The organism is Amycolatopsis oliviviridis (genome assembly GCF_014654365.1).
Classification (GTDB): domain Bacteria; phylum Actinomycetota; class Actinomycetes; order Mycobacteriales; family Pseudonocardiaceae; genus Amycolatopsis; species Amycolatopsis oliviviridis.
In genome coordinates, this window is record NZ_BNAY01000001.1 from 37297 (window position 1) to 57097 (window position 19801).

The 19801-nt window shown below is 71.0% G+C and carries 7 protein-coding genes; 6 read left to right on the forward strand and 1 reads right to left on the reverse strand.

From position 1 onward, the window contains the following. Positions 1 to 47 precede the first annotated feature (47 nt). The 3 genes from IE302_RS43305 to IE302_RS00125 are packed head-to-tail and all read left to right on the forward strand — an operon-like array spanning position 48 to position 13954. On the forward strand, positions 48 to 5321 hold the full coding sequence (locus tag IE302_RS43305) for a type I polyketide synthase (protein WP_444541935.1): 5274 nt from the start codon (positions 48 to 50) through the stop codon (positions 5319 to 5321). Continuing rightward, positions 5318 to 13117 carry a type I polyketide synthase gene (locus tag IE302_RS00120; protein WP_191250477.1) on the forward strand — a complete coding sequence of 2600 codons (7800 nt, stop codon included), beginning with the start codon at positions 5318 to 5320 and terminating at the stop codon, positions 13115 to 13117. Before IE302_RS43305 ends, IE302_RS00120 begins: the two co-directional genes overlap by 4 nt. A gap of 15 nt (positions 13118 to 13132) precedes the next feature. Then, on the forward strand, positions 13133 to 13954 hold the full coding sequence (locus IE302_RS00125) for a glycoside hydrolase family 16 protein (protein WP_191250479.1): 822 nt from the start codon (positions 13133 to 13135) through the stop codon (positions 13952 to 13954). A gap of 572 nt (positions 13955 to 14526) precedes the next feature. On the opposite strand, the gene IE302_RS00130 is transcribed toward IE302_RS00125, so the two are convergent. Further along, complete coding sequence (locus IE302_RS00130) at positions 14527 to 15099, reverse strand: PadR family transcriptional regulator (RefSeq protein WP_191250480.1); 573 nt, start codon at positions 15097 to 15099, stop codon at positions 14527 to 14529. Between the two features lie 78 nt (positions 15100 to 15177). Between IE302_RS00130 and IE302_RS00135 the strand changes: the two genes are divergently transcribed. From IE302_RS00135 to IE302_RS00145, 3 genes are all read left to right on the forward strand, one after another. Continuing rightward, entirely contained in the window at positions 15178 to 17328 is a 2151-nt protein-coding gene (locus IE302_RS00135) for a HelD family protein (RefSeq protein ID WP_229907514.1), read from the forward strand. Positions 17329 to 17481: 153 nt separating this feature from the next. Continuing rightward, a complete protein-coding gene (locus IE302_RS00140) occupies positions 17482 to 18999 on the forward strand; it encodes an FAD-dependent oxidoreductase (RefSeq protein ID WP_191250482.1) in 1518 nt (505 codons plus the stop codon). Continuing rightward, a complete protein-coding gene (locus tag IE302_RS00145) occupies positions 18999 to 19640 on the forward strand; it encodes an FMN-binding negative transcriptional regulator (protein ID WP_191250484.1) in 642 nt (213 codons plus the stop codon). The genes IE302_RS00140 and IE302_RS00145 overlap by 1 nt, the downstream gene beginning before the upstream one ends. Positions 19641 to 19801: the final 161 nt, after the last annotated feature.

Below are 19801 nucleotides of genomic sequence, written 5' to 3' on the forward strand. Positions count from 1 at the left end.
CCGCGTAAATGGCTGAGGAACAGAAACTCCGGGACTACCTCAAGCGGGTGACCGCGGAGCTGCGGCAGACCCGCCGCAGGCTGGCCGAGGTGCAGGACCGGGCACCCGACCCGGTCGCGGTGGTCGCCATGGGCTGCCGCTTCCCCGGCGGGGTGCGCTCGCCGGAGGAACTCTGGCAACTGCTGGTGGCCGAGGCCGATCTGATCTCCGGGTTCCCGGAGGACCGGGGCTGGGACACCGACGCGCTCTACGACCCGGACCCCGACACACCGGGCCGGACCTACGTGCGCGAGGGCGGTTTCCTGTCCGATGTGGACGACTTCGACGCGGGATTCTTCGGGATCTCCCCGCGGGAAGCGGCTGCCACCGACCCGCAGCAGCGGTTGCTGCTGGAGACCGCGTGGGAAACCCTCGAACGCGCGGGCATCGACCCGCTGTCGCTCAAGGGAAGCCGCACCGGGGTCTACGTCGGCTGCCACTACCAGGACCACGGTGTGCTGCTGAAGCAGGCGCCGGACAGCTACGAGGGCTACGTGGTCACCGCGAGCAATCCCAGCGTGGTGTCCGGCCGGATCGCTTACACGCTGGGCCTCGAAGGCCCGGCGGTCACCATCGACACGGCGTGCTCGTCGTCGCTGACCGCGCTGCACCTCGCGGTCCAGGCGGTGCGCGACGGCGAATGCGAGCGCGCGCTGGCGGGCGGGGTCGCGGTGATGGCCACCCCGGCTTCGTTCACCGGGTTCAGCAGGCAGCGCGGACTCGCCCACGACGGGCGCTGCAAGGCGTTCGCCGACGCCGCCGACGGGATGGGCCTGGCCGAGGGCGTCGGCCTCGTGCTCGTCGAACGGCTGTCGGAAGCGCGTCGCCTAGGGCATCCGGTCCTGGCGGTCGTCCGTGGTTCGGCGATCAACCAGGACGGCGCTTCGAACGGGCTGACCGCGCCGAACGGCACCTCCCAGCAGGACGTCATCCGGCAGGCGCTCGTCAGCGCCCGGCTCTCGGCCGACCAGGTCGACGCCGTGGAAGCGCACGGTACGGGCACCACACTGGGCGATCCGATCGAGGCGCAGGCGTTGCTCGCGACGTACGGGCAGGGCCGTGAGAAGCCGTTGTGGCTGGGGTCGATCAAATCCAATATCGGCCACGCGCAGACCGCCTCCGGCATCGCCGGGGTGATCAAGATGGTGCTGGCCATGCGGAACGGCCTGCTGCCGAAGACCTTGCACATCGACGAGCCCTCGTCTCATGTGGACTGGACGGCGGGCAAGGTGTCGTTGCTGACCGAGGCTCAGGCTTGGCCTGAGGTGGACCGTCCGCGTCGCGCCGGTGTGTCCTCGTTCGGCGTGAGCGGCACCAATGCCCATGTGATCCTTGAGCACGTTCCGGCGGAGGACCCTGCTCCGTCTACTGTGGACTCCGCTATGCCGCTGGTGTTCTCGGCCAAGACCGAGCCCGCGCTGCGCGAAGTGGCCGGGCAGCTCGCTTCTCTTGTGGACACTGGGCTGCCCGACGTGGGCTTCTCGCTCGCCGCCACCCGCTCCGGCTTCGATCATCGTGCCGTTCTGGTGGCCCATGACGAGAGCGCGGCCGAGAAGGGGCTCCGGGCACTGGCCGGCGGCGAGGAGGTCGCCGGTCTGGTGCGGGGTGTGGCGGCGGATCCGGGTCGGGTCGTGTTCGTGTTCCCTGGTCAGGGTTCGCAGTGGGCTGGGATGGGCTTGGCGTTGTACGAGTCGTCCCCGGTGTTCGCGGCTCGGCTTGACGAGTGTGCGCAAGCGCTTTCGTCCTTTGTGGACTGGTCGCTGGTGGATGTTTTGGGCGATGAGGCTGCGTTGGCGCGGGTTGATGTGGTGCAGCCGGTGTTGTGGGCGGTGATGGTGTCGCTCGCGGCGGTGTGGGAATCCTATGGTGTGCGGCCTGATGCGGTCGTCGGGCATTCGCAGGGTGAGATCGCCGCCGCGTGTGTGAGCGGCGCGCTGTCTCTGGCCGATGGTGCGCGGGTGGTCGCGTTGCGGAGTAAGGCGATCACAGCCTTGGCGGGCAAGGGCGGGATGGTTTCCGTCGCACTGCCTGTCGATCAGGTGCGTGTTCGTTTGGTCGAGGGATTGTCTGTCGCTGCCGTGAACGGGTCCGCGGCGACGGTGGTGTCGGGTGATCCTGGCGCGTTGGACGAACTGATGGCTGCGTGTGAACGCGACGGGGTTCGGGCGAAGCGGATTCCGGTGGACTATGCGTCGCATTCGGTTCAGGTGGAGCGGATCCGGGACGAATTGTTGGAAGTTCTCGGCGCGGTCCGTCCGGTGGCGGGCAGGGTTCCCTTGTTCTCCACGGTTACCGGTGAGCTGGTCGACGGTGCGGGTCTGGATGCCGAGTACTGGTACCGGAATCTGCGGCAGACGGTGGAGTTCGAGCACGCGGTCCGATCCATGTCCGAGCAGGGTTTCGGGGTGTTCGTGGAAACGAGCGCCCATCCGGTGCTGACCATGGCGATCCAGCAGACCGCCGAAGACGCTGTCGCGGTCGGAACTCTCCGCCGCGACGAAGGCGATCTGGACCGGGTGCTCCTGTCGCTCGGCGAGGCCTACGTCCAGGGTGTCGACGTCGACTGGGCACCGGCCTTCCCGGGCGCGCACCGCGTCGACCTGCCCACCTACCCGTTCCAACGGCAGCGCCACCGGCTCCCGCTGTCGGGATCGACGGGCGCGGATCTCGCGTCGGCCGGGTTGCGCCCGGCGGACCACCCGCTCCTGGGCGCGGCCGTCGAGACGCCGGAAGGCGCACTGCTCCTCACCGGCCGGATCTCCCTGCGCGACCACGGCTGGCTGGCCGACCACCGGGTCTTCGACTCGGTTCTGTTGCCCGGCACCGGGTTCGTCGAGCTCGCCGTGCGCGCGGCCGACCTCGCCGGCTGCGGTCAGGTCGACGAACTGGTGCTGGAGACCCCGCTGGTGCTCCCGGAACGCGACGGGGTCCAGGTCCAGGTGATGGCCGAACCCGAGGGCGACGACGGCGCCCGGGCGTTCCGGGTGCACTCCCGGACCGGCGACACGGGCGAATGGGTCCGCAACGCCACCGGCGTGATGAGCCCCGACCCCGGCGAACCCGGCTTCGACACGGCCGCGGCCTGGCCACCGCCGGGCGCGGAACCCGTTGCGGTAGAAGGCTTCTATACCGCTTTCGCCGAGCGGGGCTACGGCCACGGACCCGCGTTCCAGGGCCTGCGCGCCGCGTGGCGCCATGGCGACGAGGTGTTCGCCGAGGTCCGCCTGCCCGAGGAACACACGGGACAGGCCGGGCACTACGGCCTGCATCCGGCACTGCTCGACGCGGCGTCGCACGCGGTCGCGCTCACCGCGTCCCGGCAGGGTCAGGCGCATCTGCCGTTCTCGTGGCAGGGCGTCACCTTGCACGCCGGCGGGGCGGCCGCGGTCCGGGTGCGGGTCGCGGCGACCGGACCCGAGACCTACCGGGTGGCGCTGACCGACGAAAGCGGCGCTCCGGTGCTGACCGTCGAGTCGCTGACGGTCCGCCCGGTGACGAAAGAACAACTGCACACCGGCCACGACTCGCTGTTCCACGTCGCCTGGAAACCGATCCGGCCGGGCACCGCGCCCCACGATCAGGCGGTCGGCGTGCTCCGCGACGACCTCGGGCTCGCCGCCGCACTCGGCCCACGCGTCGAGCGCTACGGCTCACCGGCGGAGCTGACCGCGTCCCCGCCCGCCATCGTGCTCGCCACGCTGGCGGGCGGGACCGGGGACCTGCCCGCCGAGGCCCGCGCGGTGACCGGCCGGGCGCTGGAACTGGTCCAGCACTGGCTGGCCGACGACCGCCTCGCCGAGAGCACGCTGGTGCTCTGCACCCGCGGCGGGGTCCTCGCCGGAACCGGCGACCCGGAGCAGGACGTGGCGGCGGCAGCGGTATGGGGCCTGGTCAGGTCCGCCCAGACCGAGCACCCCGGCCGGTTCGTCCTGCTCGACATCGACGAGCATCCGGCGTCCGCCCGGGCGTTCCCGGCCGCACTGGCGACGGGCGAGCCCCAGCTGGCGATCCGCGCGGGGGAGACGCACACCCCGCGCCTGGCCCGCGCGACCCCGTCCGGCCAGGACACCCCCGTCGACCTCACCGGGACGGTGCTGGTCACCGGCGGGACCGGGACCCTGGGCAGGGTCGTCACCCGGCACCTCGTCGAGGCGCACGGCGTGCGGAGCCTCGTGCTGCTCAGCCGTCGCGGCGAGGCCGCCGAGGGGGCCGCGGAATGGGCCGAGGAACTCGAACGGCTCGGGGCGAAGACCCGGATCCGCGCGGGAGACGCCGGTGATCGCGCGGCGCTGGCGGAGGTGCTGTCCGGGCTGGAGGGGCGGCTGTCCGCGGTGGTGCACATCGCCGGTGTCCTGGACGACGGCGTCCTCACCGCCCAGTCCCCGGAGCGGGTGGACCGCGTGTTCACCCCGAAGGTCGACGCCGTGGTCAACCTGCACGAGCTCACCAAGGACGCCGGGCTCTCGGCGTTCGTGGTGTTCTCCTCGGCGGCCGGCACGTTCGGCAGCGTGGGGCAGGCGAACTACGCCGCCGCCAACGCTTTCCTCGACGCCTTCGCCTGCCACCGCCGCGCACAGGGCCTCCCGGCCGTTTCCCTGGCGTGGGCACTGTGGTCGCAACGCAGCGCCATGACCGAGCACCTCGGCGAAACCGACGTCGCGCGGATGACCAGGGGCGGCATGATCCCGCTGGCTTCGCGGGACGGGCTGACGTTGTTCGACGCGTCCTTGAACGCGGCCCACCCGGTGCTGGTGCCGGTGAAGTTCGACACCGCCAAGCTGCGCGCCCACCCGGACACCGTCCCGCCGCTGCTGCGCGACCTCGTCCGGGGACCGGTACGCCGGGCCGCGGCGGGCGTGCCCGTCGACGGCGGCCTCAAGCAGCGGCTCGCCGCGCTTCCCGCGGCAGAGCGGGAATGGGCACTTGTCGACCTGGTCCGCGGCCACGTCGCGAGCGTGCTCGGTCACTCGTCGCCGCAGGAGATCGACTCCGGGCGCGCCTTCATGGACCTGGGCTTCGAGTCGCTCACCGCCGTCGAACTGCGCAACCGGCTCAGCGCGGTCACCGGACTGCGCCTGCCTGCGACCGTCGTGTTCGACCACCCGACCTCGGCGGCCCTGGCCGGGTCGCTGCGGGACCGGCTGTTCCCGCCGGACGAACACCCCGGTGAGCCCGTCCCCGGCAGGCAAGACGACGCGGACCTCAAGGCCGCGGCGGAGATCGACGAGCTGGACGTCGCCGGTCTGGTCGACCTGGCACTGGAAGCGGGAGCGGACCGATGACCACATCGCAGGAGAAGGTCGTCGAGGCCCTGCGAGCTTCGCTCAAGGAGGCCGAACGCCTCAGGCAGCAGAACCGGCAGCTCACCGCCGCGGCGGAGGAGCCCATCGCGATCGTGGCGATGAGCTGCCGGTTTCCCGGCGGCGTGCGTACCCCGGAGCAGTTCTGGGACCTGCTGGCCGGGGGCACCGACGCGATCTCGGAGTTCCCGGACGACCGCGGCTGGGAAAGCGACGAGCGCGGCATCGGCGAGGTCCGCCACGGCGGTTTCCTGTACGACGCGGCCGATTTCGACCCCGCCTTCTTCGAGATCTCCCCACGCGAAGCGCTCGCGATGGACCCTCAGCAGCGGCTGCTGCTGGAGACGTCCTGGGAGGTGCTCGAACGCGCCGCCCTCGATCCCCGCACCCTGCGCGGCAGCCGGACCGGGGTGTTCGCGGGCGTGCTGAACAACGAGTACGGCTCCCGGCTGCGGTCGATCCCGCCCGGTGTGGCCGGGTACGTCGGCAACGGCAGCGCGGGCAGCATCGCCTCGGGCCGGGTCTCCTACACCTTCGGCTTCGAAGGCCCGTCCCTCACCGTCGACACCGCGTGCTCGTCTTCGCTGATCGCACTGCACCTCGCGTGCCGGTCCCTGCGGCAGGACGAATGCACTCTCGCGCTGGCCGCCGGGGTGACCGTGATGGCGACGGCGGGCACGTTCGCCGAGTTCGGCCGCCAGCAGGCGCTCGCCCCCGACGGCCGGTGCAAGACGTTCGCCGACTCCGCCGACGGCACCAGTCTCGCCGAGGGCGCGGGTGTGCTGCTGCTGGAACGCCTTTCCGACGCCCGGCGCAACGGGCATCCGGTGCTGGCGGTCGTCCGGGGTTCGGCGATCAACTCCGATGGCGCGTCGAACGGGCTGACCGCGCCCAACGGCCCGTCGCAGCAGCGGATGATCCGGCAGGCGCTCGCGAACGCGCGGGTGACCGCCGATCAGGTCGACGCGGTCGAGGCGCACGGGACCGGCACGACCCTCGGCGACCCGATCGAGGCGCAGGCCATCCTCGACACCTACGGGCAGGGGCGCGAACGGCCGCTGTGGCTGGGTTCGGTGAAGTCCAACATCGGCCACACGCAGGCCGCCGCCGGGATGGCGGGCGTGATGAAGATGGTGCTCGCCATGCGGCACGGCGTGCTGCCGAAGACGTTGCACGTGGACCGGCCCTCCACCCACGTGGACTGGTCGGCCGGGGACGTCCGGCTGCTCACCGAAGCACGCGACTGGCCGGAGACCGCCGAGCCGCGCCGGGCCGGTGTGTCGTCGTTCGGCGTGAGTGGCGCCAACGCGCACGTGATCCTCGAAGCCGTCGAAGAGCCCGCGCCGGAGCCGAGGGAACCAGTGTCCGCGGTGCCGCTCCCGGTGGTCCTGTCCGGTCGCGACGTCGAGGCCGTCCGGGCGTCGGCCCGGCGGCTGCGTGCGGCCGCGCGGGATCTGGAGCCCGCCGACCTGGCCTTCTCCTTGGCGACCACGAGGGCGGGCTTGGAACGCCGGGCGGCGTTCGTCGCCAGTGACCGGGAAGAACTGCTGCGAGGCCTCGACGCCATCGCCGACGGCGGGCCGATCGGCACCGCGATCGCGGACGGCCGGACGGGGTTCTTGTTCGCCGGTCAGGGTTCCCAACGGGTCGGTATGGGTCGTGAGCTCGCCGCCCGGTTCCCGGTGTTCGCCGCTGCCTTCGACGAGGTGTGTGCTCAGTTCGGGTCGTTGCGGGAGCTGGTTTTCACTGACGACAGGCTGCATCGGACCGAGTTCACGCAGCCGGGGTTGTTCGCGTTCGAGGTCGCGCTCTACCGGCTTCTGGAGTCGTGGGGTGTCAAGGCCGACGTGTTGGTGGGGCATTCGATCGGTGAGCTGGTCGCGGCGTATGTCGCTGGTGTGTGGTCGTTGGAGGACGCCTGTCGGGTCGTGTCCGCGCGTGGCCGTTTGATGCAGGCCCTGCCTGACGGCGGGGCGATGGTGGCGGTGGAGGCTTCGGAGGCGGAAGTCGTTCCGCTGCTGTCCGAGGGCGTGGGTATCGCGGCCGTGAACGGCCCGTCGTCGGTGGTGGTCTCCGGGGTGGAGGACGCGGCGCTGGCGGTCGGTGCGGAGCTGGCCGGACGTGGTCGCAAGGTGAAGCGGCTGCGGGTGAGCCACGCGTTCCATTCGGTCTTGATGGAGCCGATGCTGGCGGAGTTTCGGCGGGTGCTTGAGGAAGTCGAGTTCCGGGCGCCGTCGAAGGTCGTGGTCTCCAACCTGTCGGGTGAGGTGGCGGGGGAGGAGCTGTGCACGCCGGAGTATTGGGTGCGGCATGTGCGTGAACCGGTCCGGTTCGCCGACGGCGTCGCCACGGCCAGGTCTCGCGGTGTCACCACGTTCCTGGAAATCGGGCCGGGCGGCGCGCTGACGGCGATGGCCGACGAAGGCGCCGTCGCGGCACTGCGCGCGGATCGCCCGGAGGAGCCCGCCCTGATGGCCGCGCTGGGACGGCTGTACGTCCGCGGGGTGCCGATCGACTGGGCACCGTTGTTCGACGGCGCCCGCCGGGAAGACCTGCCGACGTATCCGTTCCAGCGCGAGCGTTACTGGCTGCGGGACAGCTCGGCCGAACCCGCCACCCTCATCTCGGTGACGGAGATCGCCGGCCGCGATCACTTCGTGTGCGCCGGTGAACTCGCCGTCGCCGCGCAGCCCTGGTTGCGCGATCACACCGTGCACGGAGCGGTCGTCGCTCCCGGCACGGCACTCGTCGACTTCGCGCTGCAGGCCGCGGCCCGGATCGGTACGGGACATCTGCACGACCTCGTGCTCGAAGCCCCGCTCGTCGTGCCCGCCGAGGGCGCGGTCGAGCTCCAGCTGACCGCGGACGAGCCGGACGGATCGGGACGCCGCGAGCTGAACCTCTTCTCGCGCCAAAACGACGGGCCCTGGACCCGCCACGCGACCGGTTCGCTGACGGAGACGGGCGAACCCTCGTCCTTCGACGCGGTGCCCTCCGGCCAGGAATGGCCGCCGTCCGGGGCGGAACCCGCGGACATCGACGAGTTGTACGCCCGGTTCGCCGACCACGGCATCGGATACGGGACCGCGTTCCGCGGCGCGGAAGCGGTGTGGACGCGGGGCGACGAGGTCTTCGCCGAAGTCCGGTTGAGGGGCGGGCACAGCGGCGGCCAGGGCCTGCACCCGGCGCTGTTCGACGCCGCGCTGCACGCCGCGGCGCTGGCGGAGTACGCGGGCAGCGGGCTGCCGTTCGCCTGGCGCGGGGTGTCCCTGCACTCGACCGGCGCCACCGCGCTCCGGGTCCGGATCTCGCCGTCGGCACCGGAAGGGATCGCGCTGCTCGCCACCGACGAGAGCGGGCGTCCGGTGCTGTCGATCGAGTCCCTGGTCCCGCGTCCGCTCCCCGCGGGGCACGACTCGCTGTACGCGCTCGATTGGAAGCCCGCCCAGCCCGGCGAAGCGGCGGATCAGGATGCCGTCGTCGAAGAGTTCCCGGCAGGCGGTGGCACCGTCGAGGAGATCCACGCGGCGACCCGCCGCGCGCTGGGCCTGATCCAGGACTGGGTGGCCGAGGACCGGCCCGGGCGGCTCGTGTTCGCGACCCGCGGCGCGGTCGCCGCCGGACCGGGCGACGAGCCGGACCTGACGAACGCCGCGGTCTGGGGCCTGGTCCGCTCGGCGCAGACCGAGCACCCCGGCCGCTTCCGGCTCGTCGACCTCGACGAGCGCGGGACGGTGCCCGCCTCGGCCGAACCGCAGCTGGCGGTCCGCGGCGACACGGTCCTGGTGCCACGGCTGACCAGGGCCGCTGTACCCGTCCGGTCGGCCGATAGCGAGCAGAGCGGCGCCGTGCTGATCACCGGTGGCACCGGCGGCCTCGGCCTGCTGGTGGCCCGGCATCTGGCCGCCGAGCACGGGATCCGTGACCTCGTCCTGCTCAGCCGCACGGGCACGGTGCCGGAGGGGCTCGACGCCGGCGTCCGGGTCATCGCCTGCGACGTCGCCGACCGGGCAGGCCTGGCCGACGCGCTGTCCCGGGTCGGACGCGTCGGCATGGTGGTGCACGCGGCCGGGATCCTGGACGACGGCGTCGTCGACGGCCTGTCCGCCGACCAGGTCGACAGGGTGCTTCGTGCGAAGGTCGACGGCGCCCTGCACCTTCAGGAGCTCACCGACGACGACACCGAGTTCGTGGTGTTCTCTTCGGCCGCCGGTGTCTTCGGCGGCGCGGGCCAGGCGGGTTACGCCGCGGCCAACGCCTTCCTCGACGCGTTCGCGCAGTCCCGCCGCGCCCGCGGCCTCCCGGCGACGTCGCTGGCATGGGGGTTGTGGGAGCAGGGCGGGATGGCGGGCGGTCTCGGGGCGAACGACCTCGCCAGGATGACCAGAGGGGGCACCGCCGCGCTGACGGCCGAGGAAGGCCTCGCGTTGTTCGACGCCGCGCTCGGCGCGGCCCGGCCCGCCCTCGTCCCGATCAAGCTCGACCTCACCGTCCTGCGCGGCCAGTCCGATCCCCATCCGCTGCTGCGGGACCTGGTCCGGGTCCCGGCCCGGACCCAGGCGCCCCGCGCCACCGGCGTTCCCGGCGAAGCCGAGCTGCTGGACCTGGTACTGGCCGAAGTCGCGGCGGTACTCGGCCACGGCGGCGCCGGCGCCATCGACCCGGACCGGGCGTTCAAGGAACTCGGTTTCGACTCGCTGACCGCCGTCGAACTGCGCAACCAGCTCAACGCCGCCCTCGACCTGCGGCTGACCGCGACCCTGGTCTTCGACCATCCGACGCCGGCCGCGCTGGCCGAGCACCTGCGCCGGGAACTGCGCGGCGACTCGCCGGAGCGCGCCGTGCGGGTGCGGCAGGCACCCACCGGCGACGACCCGGTCGTCATCGTGGCGATGAGCTGCCGTTACCCGGGCGGTGTCACGTCGCCGTCGGAGCTGTGGGACCTCGTCTCGGCGGGCCGGGACGCGATCACGCCCTTCCCGGCGGACCGCGGGTGGGACGTCGAAGGGCTCTACGACCCGGATCCGGACCGCCGGGGCCGGTCCTACGTCCGCGAAGGCGGCTTCCTGCACGACGCCGCCGAGTTCGACGCCGCGTTCTTCGGCATCTCGCCGCGCGAGGCCGTCGCGATGGACCCCCAGCAGCGGCTGCTGCTGGAGATCACCTGGGAGCTGTACGAACGCGCCGGGATCGACCCGCGTTCGGTGCGCGGCAGCCGGACCGGCGTGTTCACCGGGATGATGTACCACGACTACGCCGCCCGCCTGACGGTCGTCCCCGAGGACGTCGAGGGCTACCTGGGCAGTGGCAACGCGGGCAGCGTCGCCTCCGGCAGGCTCGCCTACACGCTGGGCCTCGAAGGCCCCGTGGTCACCATCGACACGGCTTGCTCGTCGTCGCTGGTGGCACTGCACCTGGCGGCGCAGGCCGTCCGGCAGGGGGAGTGCGACGCCGCCATCGCCTCCGGCGTGACGGTCATGGCGACGCCCGCGGCGTTCGTCGACTTCAGCCGCCAGCGAGGACTCGCGGCGGACGGCCGGTGCAAGTCCTTCGCCGAAGCCGCCGACGGGACAGCCTGGGGCGAAGGCGCCGGCGCCGTGCTGGTGGAACGGCTGTCGGACGCCCGGCGCCTCGGTCACCCGGTGCTGGCGGTCGTGCGGGGGAGCGCAGTCAACTCCGACGGCGCATCGAACGGCCTCACCGCCCCGAACGGCCCGTCCCAGCAGCGGGTCATCCGGCAGGCGCTCGACAGCGCGGGCCTGGCCGCCCGCGACGTCGACGCCGTGGAAGCGCACGGGACCGGCACCACACTGGGCGACCCGATCGAAGCACAGGCACTGCTCGCCGCCTACGGCCAGGATCGCGAACACCCGCTGTGGCTGGGTTCGGTGAAGTCGAACCTCGGCCACACCCAGGCGGCGGCCGGTCTCGCCGGGGTCATCAAGATGGTGGAGGCCATGCGGCACGGCGTGCTGCCGCGGACGCTGCACGTGGACAAGCCCTCCTCGCACGTCGACTGGACGGCCGGGGCAGTCGCCCTGCTCACCCGGCGGCAGGAGTGGCCACAGGTGGGCCGGGCGCGTCGAGCCGCGGTGTCGTCCTTCGGCATCAGCGGTACCAACGCCCACGTCATCCTCGAAGCCCCGCCCGCCGAACCTGTCGCGGCACCGGAGCCCGGCCACGACGGTGCCGTCCCGGTGCTGCTGTCCGCGAAGACCGAGCAGGCACTGCGCGCGCAGGCCGAGAACTTCCGGCTCGTCGCGGACCAGGACCTGGCGAGCGTCGCGTGGTCGGCGGCGACCACCCGGGCCGTCTTCGACCACCGGGCGGTGGTGCTCGCCCGGGACCGGGCGGACCTGGAACGCGGCCTGACCGCGATCGCGACCGGCACCCCGGCCGCGCAGGTCAGCGTCGGCGTGCCCGAACCCGGCGCGGTCTGTTTTCTGTTCTCCGGTCAGGGTTCCCAGCGGGCCGGGATGGGCAGGGAGCTGGCCGCCCGGTACCCCGTGTTCGCCCGGACCTTCGACGAGATCCGCGGCAGGTTCGGTGCACTGGACGACGCCGTGTGGGAGAAACCGGAGCTGCTCGACCGCACCGAGTTCGCGCAGCCGGCGCTGTTCGCGTTCGAGGTGGCGCTGCACCGGCTGCTCGAATCGTGGGGCGTGACGGCGAAAGTGCTGGCCGGGCACTCGATCGGTGAGCTCGTGGCGGCGCACGCCGCCGGGCTCTGGTCGACGGCCGACGCCTGCAAGGTGGTGGCGGCGCGCGGCAGGCTGATGCAGGCCTTGCCGGAAGGCGGCGCGATGGTCGCGGTCGAGGCCACCGAAGCCGAGGTGGCGCCCCTGCTCGGCGAGTCGGTGAGCCTCGCCGCGGTGAACCGGTCGACGGCGGTGGTCGTCTCCGGAGCGGACGAGGCGGTCACCCGGATCGCCGAGACCGTCCGCGGCTGGGGCCGCCGGATCAAGCGGCTGCGGGTGAGCCACGCGTTCCACTCGCCGCTGATGGAACCCATGCTGGCCGACTTCCGCCGCGTGCTCGACGAGGTCGAGTTCCACGAGCCGTCGCTGCCCATCGTGTCGAACCTGACCGGCAAGCTGGGCGGCGAGGAAATGCGCTCGCCCGAGTACTGGGTCCGCCACGTGCGCGAGACGGTCCGCTTCGCCGACGGCGTGGCCGCGGCCCGTGCCGCGGGTGCCGGGACCTTCGTGGAGATCGGCCCCGACGGGGTGCTCTCCGCGCAGACGCCGGGCGCGATCGCGCTGCTGCGGGTGGATCGGCCCGAGCCGGAGTCGGTGCTGGCCGCGCTCGGCGCCCTGCATGTCCGCGGCGTCGGCGTCGAGTGGCCCGCGGTACTCGAAGGGACCGCCTCTCGGCGGCTCGAGCTGCCCACTTATCCGTTCCAGCGCAAGCGTTTCTGGCTGGACGCCGCACCGGCCCCGGTCGGCGTGACCGCCGCGCTGCCCGCCGAGCGGGACGAAGAAGTACCCGTCGCCGACCTCCGCCAGGAGCTCGACGCGCTGGACCAGACCGGCCGGGACAAGGCGGTGCTGGATCTGCTGCGGGCCGCCATCGCGGCCGTGCTGGGCCACGACTCACCGGACGAGGTGCCGCCGGAGGCCGACCTGCTCGACCTCGGATTCGCGTCGCTGACCGCGGTCGAGCTGAGCAACCGGCTGGCCACGGCGACCGGCCTGGAACTGGCACCGACGCTGGTCTTCGACCACGCGACCCCCATCGAGCTCATGCGCTACCTGCGCGCGGAGCTGGCCACACCGTAAGAAGGAAGAGGAACCATGGACACGCTGAACTCGCCCGGTCCGCAGCTCACCTCGCCGGACTGGCAGGTCCTGTGGCAGGACGACTTCGACGGCCCGGAGGGCACACCGCTCGACCACGACCGGTGGAAGGTGATCACCGGCAAGCCGTGGGCGTCGGGGATCGAGTCCTACGCCGACGACACCGACCACCTGAGCCTGGACGGCGAAGGGCACCTGCGGATGACCGTCACGCACAGCGAGCAGGACGGCTACGTCTCGTCCTGGATCGAGACGGCACGCGAGGACTTCGTGCCGTCGCCGGGCGGCGCGCTCAAGATCGAGTCCGTGGTCAAGACCGCGCCGGGACTGGGCCTCGACTGCGCGATGTTCGCGTGGGCCAACCGGATGCGCCACCTCGGGGAAACCGAGCCGCTGCAGGGCTGGTACCTCTCCGGCGAGCTGGACATCTTCGAAGTGATCAACACCGCGCCCGCCGACGTCTACGGCGTCGTGCACTCGCCGGAGTGCCACCAGCTGAAGTCACTGGGGATGGGCACCGCCACCACCACGCCGGACGGACGGCCGCTGAGCGAGGACTTCCACACCTACTCCGTCGTGTGGACCCGCGACCCGGACTCGATCACCTGGTACCTCGACGGCCGCGAGTACCTGCGGCTCACCCCGGCGGATACCACCCCCAAGGGCTGGCTGTTCAACCAGGAGGTCTTCGTCGGCCTGCTGGTGGTGGTCGGCAGCCCCGGCGGACCGATCATGCCCGGTGACCCCGATCCCGCCGCCTTCCCGACGACGATGCTCGTCGACCGCGTCACCGTCGCCGAGCTGGCGCCGCCCGCCTGACCCGCTCGGCTGCCCTTCGTCGCCTCTGTGCGCTCCTTCGGCAAGTAGGTGACTAAACGCGAGTCCTGGGTCCGGATGTTGTGAAAGCCACCTTCGCAACCTTCAACGTTGCGAAGGTGGCTTTCACAACGCCACTGACCCACTAGGCCGTGCCGGGCCGGGTGGTCGTGAGTGGCAAGTGGGTTTTGTTGAGGGGTAAGGCAAAGGTGTCGTGTTGGGTGCCAAGTCCGTGAAGGACTCCTTGAGGGACTCTGGGTCCCTCAAGGAGTCCTTCACGGACGCTTGAACGCACCTGTGGCCCCAGGGACACCAGCAGCCACAGTGATGTCGCGTGATGGCCCCCTTCATTGCGTCTAGCGCAGTGAAGGGGGCCATCACGCGGGGTCGCCCGGGCTCGGACCTTGATCAACGGAAGATCCGGGACACTCAACGTCCCCAATCCTCCGTTGATCAAGGTCGTGCCGGTCATACTCGATCGCCGGCCACACCGGTGGGCAGGTAGAGAGAACGACACTGACCACTCACAACGCACCCGACCCACTAGGCCGCTCACGACCGCTCCGACCGTGCCGTCACGGCGTCGTGGAGCCGCTGAGTTCCAGCCGCCCGCTGCGGATCTCGTCGACGAGGGCCCGGGTGAGGTCGAGGTCCGCCCGCAGATGGGCGCGCAGATGCCTCGTCTCGACCAGCGCGACCCGCGGCATCTCGCGCCCGGTCAACGCGTCGTACTCGGCCTGCGACGCGGCCAGCCTGCCCTCCAGCAGCACACACCGGCGTTCGAGCCTGCTCGCGGCGTCCTCCGCGGTCAGCAGCGACATGAACGCCAGCGCGGCGCAGTAGGCGGGGTACTCCGGGGTGAGGGTGGCCATCAGCTCGCGCAGCCGGTCGCGGGCGAGCTCGCTGCCCGCCGCGGTGATCGAGTAGACGGTGCGTTCGGGCCGCCGTCCGTCGCGGGTCGTTTCGACCTGTTCGATCAGCCCGGCCTTCGCCAGCGAGTCCACCGTGTTGTACAGCGCGCCGTGCGTGACCTTGACGATCTGGTCGAGGCCCTGTTCCCGCATCCGCTGGTGCAGCTCGTACGCGTGCTGCGGCCGATCGGTGAGCTCACGCAGGACGGCGAGGCCCAGCGCAGTGAGAGTCCGCACTCCTGCTCCTCCGACTTGGTTCGGCAAGTATAGTCTGATTGTACTATTACGTACGGACGACTTCAGGGGGCGACGAACATGACTGCGCAGGACGTGAAGATCGCCGCCGCGCGCCAGGAGGACGGGGATCACGCCGAGCCGGAGATCCTCGTCGAGCGCGAGTTCATGGAGCACTGCCGCGCGAAGCTGATCCGCATGCGCGGTGAGGTCAGCGCGATGCTCGACAGCGGCGCGGCGGAAGGCGACGCCGTCACGGACAAGTACTTCAACCACGCCCTGCGCGAGTTCCGCAAACAGGTGGTCAAGGATCTGTCCGGCTTCGACGACGTGCCGCTCTTCTTCGGGCGCCTCGACTACCCGGCGGGGGACGTCTTCGACATCAACGCCGACGTGGTCCGCGGCGGTGACTCCCACACGCGCACCGACGACAGCGACCTCGTCTACGTCGGCCGTCGCGGTGTCCGCGACGAAGACGGCGAGCCCATCGTGATCGATTGGCGCGCCATGCTTTCCCGCGCCTTCTACGAAGCGTCCTCTGTGGACTCGATGGGGGTGCGCGTCCGCCGCCGGTACGGCTTCGACCAGCACGGCGTGCTGAGCGCCTTCGAAGACGAACCGTTCACCGGCGAGAGCCGCTCCGGCGACGGCGGCGGCTTGCTGGCGGCCGAGATCGAACGTCCCCGCCAGGGGCCGATGCGCGACATCGTGGCCACGATCCAGCCCGAGCAGATGCGCCTGGTGCGCGCCTCGGCCGACCAGACGCTGTGCATCCAGGGCGCGCCGGGCACCGGCAAGACCGCGGTGGGCCTGCACCGGCTGGCGTACCTGCTCTTCTCCGAGCGGGACAGGCTGCGCAAGGAGGGCGGCGTCGCCGTCATCGGCCCCAACAGCTCGTTCCTCGCCTACATCCGCAACGTCCTGCCCGCGCTCGGCGAGATCGAGGTCTCCCAGGCCACCATCGACGACCTCACCGGCCAGGGCCGTACGGCGGGCCGCGTCGACGACCCGGAGGCGGCGCACATCAAGGGCGGCCTGGAGATGGCCGAGGTGCTCCGGCGCCACCTGTGGTCGCAGATCAGCGAGCCGGAAGAGGCGCTCGAACTCAAACATCAGCATCGCACCTGGCGGGTGTCCGTCGAGGAGCAAGCCGACGAACTCGCGGACGTGCTCAGCAGGGGAACCGGCTACGGCGCCGGCCGTGAACTGCTGGTCCAGCGCCTGGCGCACCGCGTGCTGCGCCAGATGGAACGGGTCGGCCGGGCGGGGACCACGCTGTCCCAGCTCTGCCGCAACCGGGCGATCGGCCAGGCGGTGCGCCGGATGTGGCCCACCATCGACCCGGCCCGGCTGGTCTTCGATCTCCTCACCGACCCGGCCCGCCTGGCCGCCGCGGCCGACGGGATCCTTCCGGCGGACGATCAGCGGGTCATCCTGCTGGATCCCCGTCCGCGCAGCGCCAAGTCGATGGTCTGGTCGACCCTCGACCTGGCCCTGCTCGACGAGGCCGCGGGTCTGGTCGACCGGCCGGACAGGCTGGGGCACATCGTGATCGACGAGGCCCAGGACCTCAGCCCGATGCATTTCCGGGCGATCGCCCGCCGGGTCGCGGGCGCCTGCACGGTGCTGGGAGACCTGGCGCAGGCGACGAGCCCGTCGGCGGTGCGGGACTGGTCGGAAGTGCTCGCCCACCTCGGCCGTCTCCACGGCCGGATCGAAGTCCTCGACCGCGGTTACCGGGTCCCCGCCGAGGTGCTGGACTACGCGGCCCGCCTGCTGCCGCATATCGCCCCGGACCTGACCGGCCCGACCTCGTTCCGGCACAGTGCGGACGCCCTCCACGTGACCCGGACCAGTGAGGAGCGGCGAACCGAAACGATCATCGAAGCCTGCGAGACCGCGCTGGCCCGTGAAGGTTCCGTTTGCCTCATCGCCGCCGACGAGGAGATTCCGGAACTGCGCGAGTCTTTGACCGCCCGGGGCATCGCGCACACGGTCCTCGGTGGCGATGTCCTGGCCGCCGAGCGTGTCACACTGGCCCCGGTGACCCTGGCCAAAGGTCTTGAATACGACACGGTCCTGGTGATCGAGCCGAGCCGCATCGTCGACGCGGAGCCCCGTGGCCTCCAACGGCTTTACGTGGCACTGACCCGCGCGGTGAGCAGGCTGCACGTCGTGCACGCCCGGCCGCTCCCGGCGGCTCTCGCGCCCGAACCCGCGCTGACGGCCTAGACCACAGTGGAATACGCGACGGTGAGGTTTCGGCGACGACCGTAAGGGTCGGTTAGGGGTGGGGGAGGATTCACCGGCTGGATAGCGTGAGGGAATCGTTGAGACGATTTCCCTTGTCGGCGAGATTTCATGAATTCTGGATGTGGAAGAATAATGAATTCTGTCAATGTTCTAGTCGTGGGCGCCGGTCCCACCGGGCTCACCCTGGCCTGCGATCTCGCCCGCCGGGGTGTCTCGGTGCGGATCATCGACCGGGACGTGAAATTCACCACGGCGTCCCGTGGCAAAGCCGGAATCCAGCCACGCACCCAGGAAGTGTTCGACGACTTCGGCGTCGTCGACCGGGTCCTGGGGGTGGGCACCACCCGGCTGCCGTTCCGGCGGTACCACCGCGACCAGATCGTCAGTGAGGCGATCCCTTACGAGGCCAACGATCCGCGACCGGACGCGCCTTACCGGCGGCTGCTGTTCGTCCGGCAGTCACTGGTCGAGGGCATCCTGCGGGACAAACTCGCGGAAACCGGGCACACGGTCGAGACCGGCGTCGAACTGCTGCGGTTCGAGCAGAGCGCCGAAGGAGTGAAAGCGACACTCGGCTCCGCTGAAGGGTCCGAAGAGGTCACCGCCGACTACCTGGTCGGCTGCGACGGCGGGGCGAGCATCGTGCGCAAGTCGCTCGGGCTGGAGTTCCGCGGGTTCACCGAGGAGGACCGCAAACTGCTCGTCGGGGACGTCGAGGTCGACGGACTGGACCCGGACGCCTGGTACCAGTGGTACGACATGGAGCGCGGCATCCTTCTGCTGTGCCCGCTCGCGGACACCGGCACCTGGCAGATCCAGGCGTCGCCGCCGATGGACGCCGACGGCGTCCCGATGGGTCCGTCGCTCGAAGCGTTGCAGTCCGCGGTGGACCGGATCACCGGGATGCCGATCCGGCTCGGCAACCCGACCTGGATGTCGACGATGAAGCGGAACGTGCGGATGGTCGACACCCTGCGCGTCGACCGGGTCTTCCTGGCCGGGGACGCCGCCCACGTGCACCCGGTCACCGCCGCGCTGGGCGCGAACACCGGGGTGCAGGACGCGTACAACCTGAGCTGGAAGCTGGCCCGGGTGCTCGGCGGCGCCGACGACGGGCTGCTCGACACCTACGAGCGCGAACGTGTGCCCATCGCCGAGTGGACCCTCAAGACCGCCTGTGACGCCGGTGACCTGATCTTCGAAGCCATGTTGGCGGGCAAGGGAGGCGCCGAGAAGGGGCTGACCGAGGAATCGCTGCAGCTCGGCCTGCACTACCGGGGCGGTCCGCTGAGCCGCGACCTCGTCGAGGGCGGTGCGCTCCGCGCGGGCGACCGGGCACCCGATTCGCCCTGTCCGGGGGCCGTCGACGGGGCGGCCACGCTGTTCGACGTCTTCCGCGGCCCGCACCTGACGCTGGTGGGTGTCGGCGCGGGTACCGCCGCCGCGCTCGCCGCCGTGGCCGAGAGGCAGCCCGGTGACGTGCGAACGGTCCTGCTGAACGACCATCCCGAGGCGTACGCGGCCGAGGAAGACCGGCTCGTGCTGGTCCGGCCGGACGGCTACATCGGACTCGTCGCGGCCGCCGACGACGCGCAGTCCGTGCTCGACTATCTGGCCGCCCTGGACAGCTTCGCGCTGGTGGAGGACTGATGTACCGGCCCGAATACTTCCGCGCCCCTGACCTGGAGGCGCAGCACGACCTCATCGAGGAATACCCGTTCGGTCTGCTCACCCTGTCCATGTTCGGCTCGCCCGCCGCCGTGCATCTCCCGTTCGTGCTCGACCGGGACTCCTGGCCGTACGGCAAGCTGCGCGGTCACCTGTCCAGGGGTAATCCCATCGCGAAAGCGTTGTCCGAGAACGTCGAAGTGCTGGTCGCCTTCACCGGGCCGAGTTCGTACATTTCGCCCGATCACTACGAAAGCCAGCCGCATTTCCCCACCTGGGCCTACGCGGCGGTGCATGTGAAGGGACGGCCGCGGCTGCTCGACGACGCCAGGACCGTGCGCCAGCTGACCGACCTCATCGCCGATCAGGAAGCCCGCCTTGCCCCCAAGGAGCCTTTCGTCCTGCCTCGCGAGTCCTCGGAGCTGTTCGACGAGTATCTGCAACTCATCCAGGGGTTCGAGATCTTCATCGGCCGGATCGACGGCATATTCAAGCTGGGGCAGAACAAGACACCACGTGACATGTCCGCCCAAGCGAAGGCATTTCGGGCACGCGGAACCGAGAGTTCGCTGCGCATGGCAGAAGCGCTGGAACAGCACAACCCGTTTCCCAAATATTCATGAATGGTGCAAGCGCAAACGTTTGTCGAGCCGGTTCGGGGAGCTGCCGTATATCAATAGATCAAATGGGTGATATGTCGGACTGCTCTGCGTGACCTGACATCCCGGCGTCGCCTCTGGTATCGTGATCAACACGAAGCATCGGGATTGAGTTCATTTCCCGG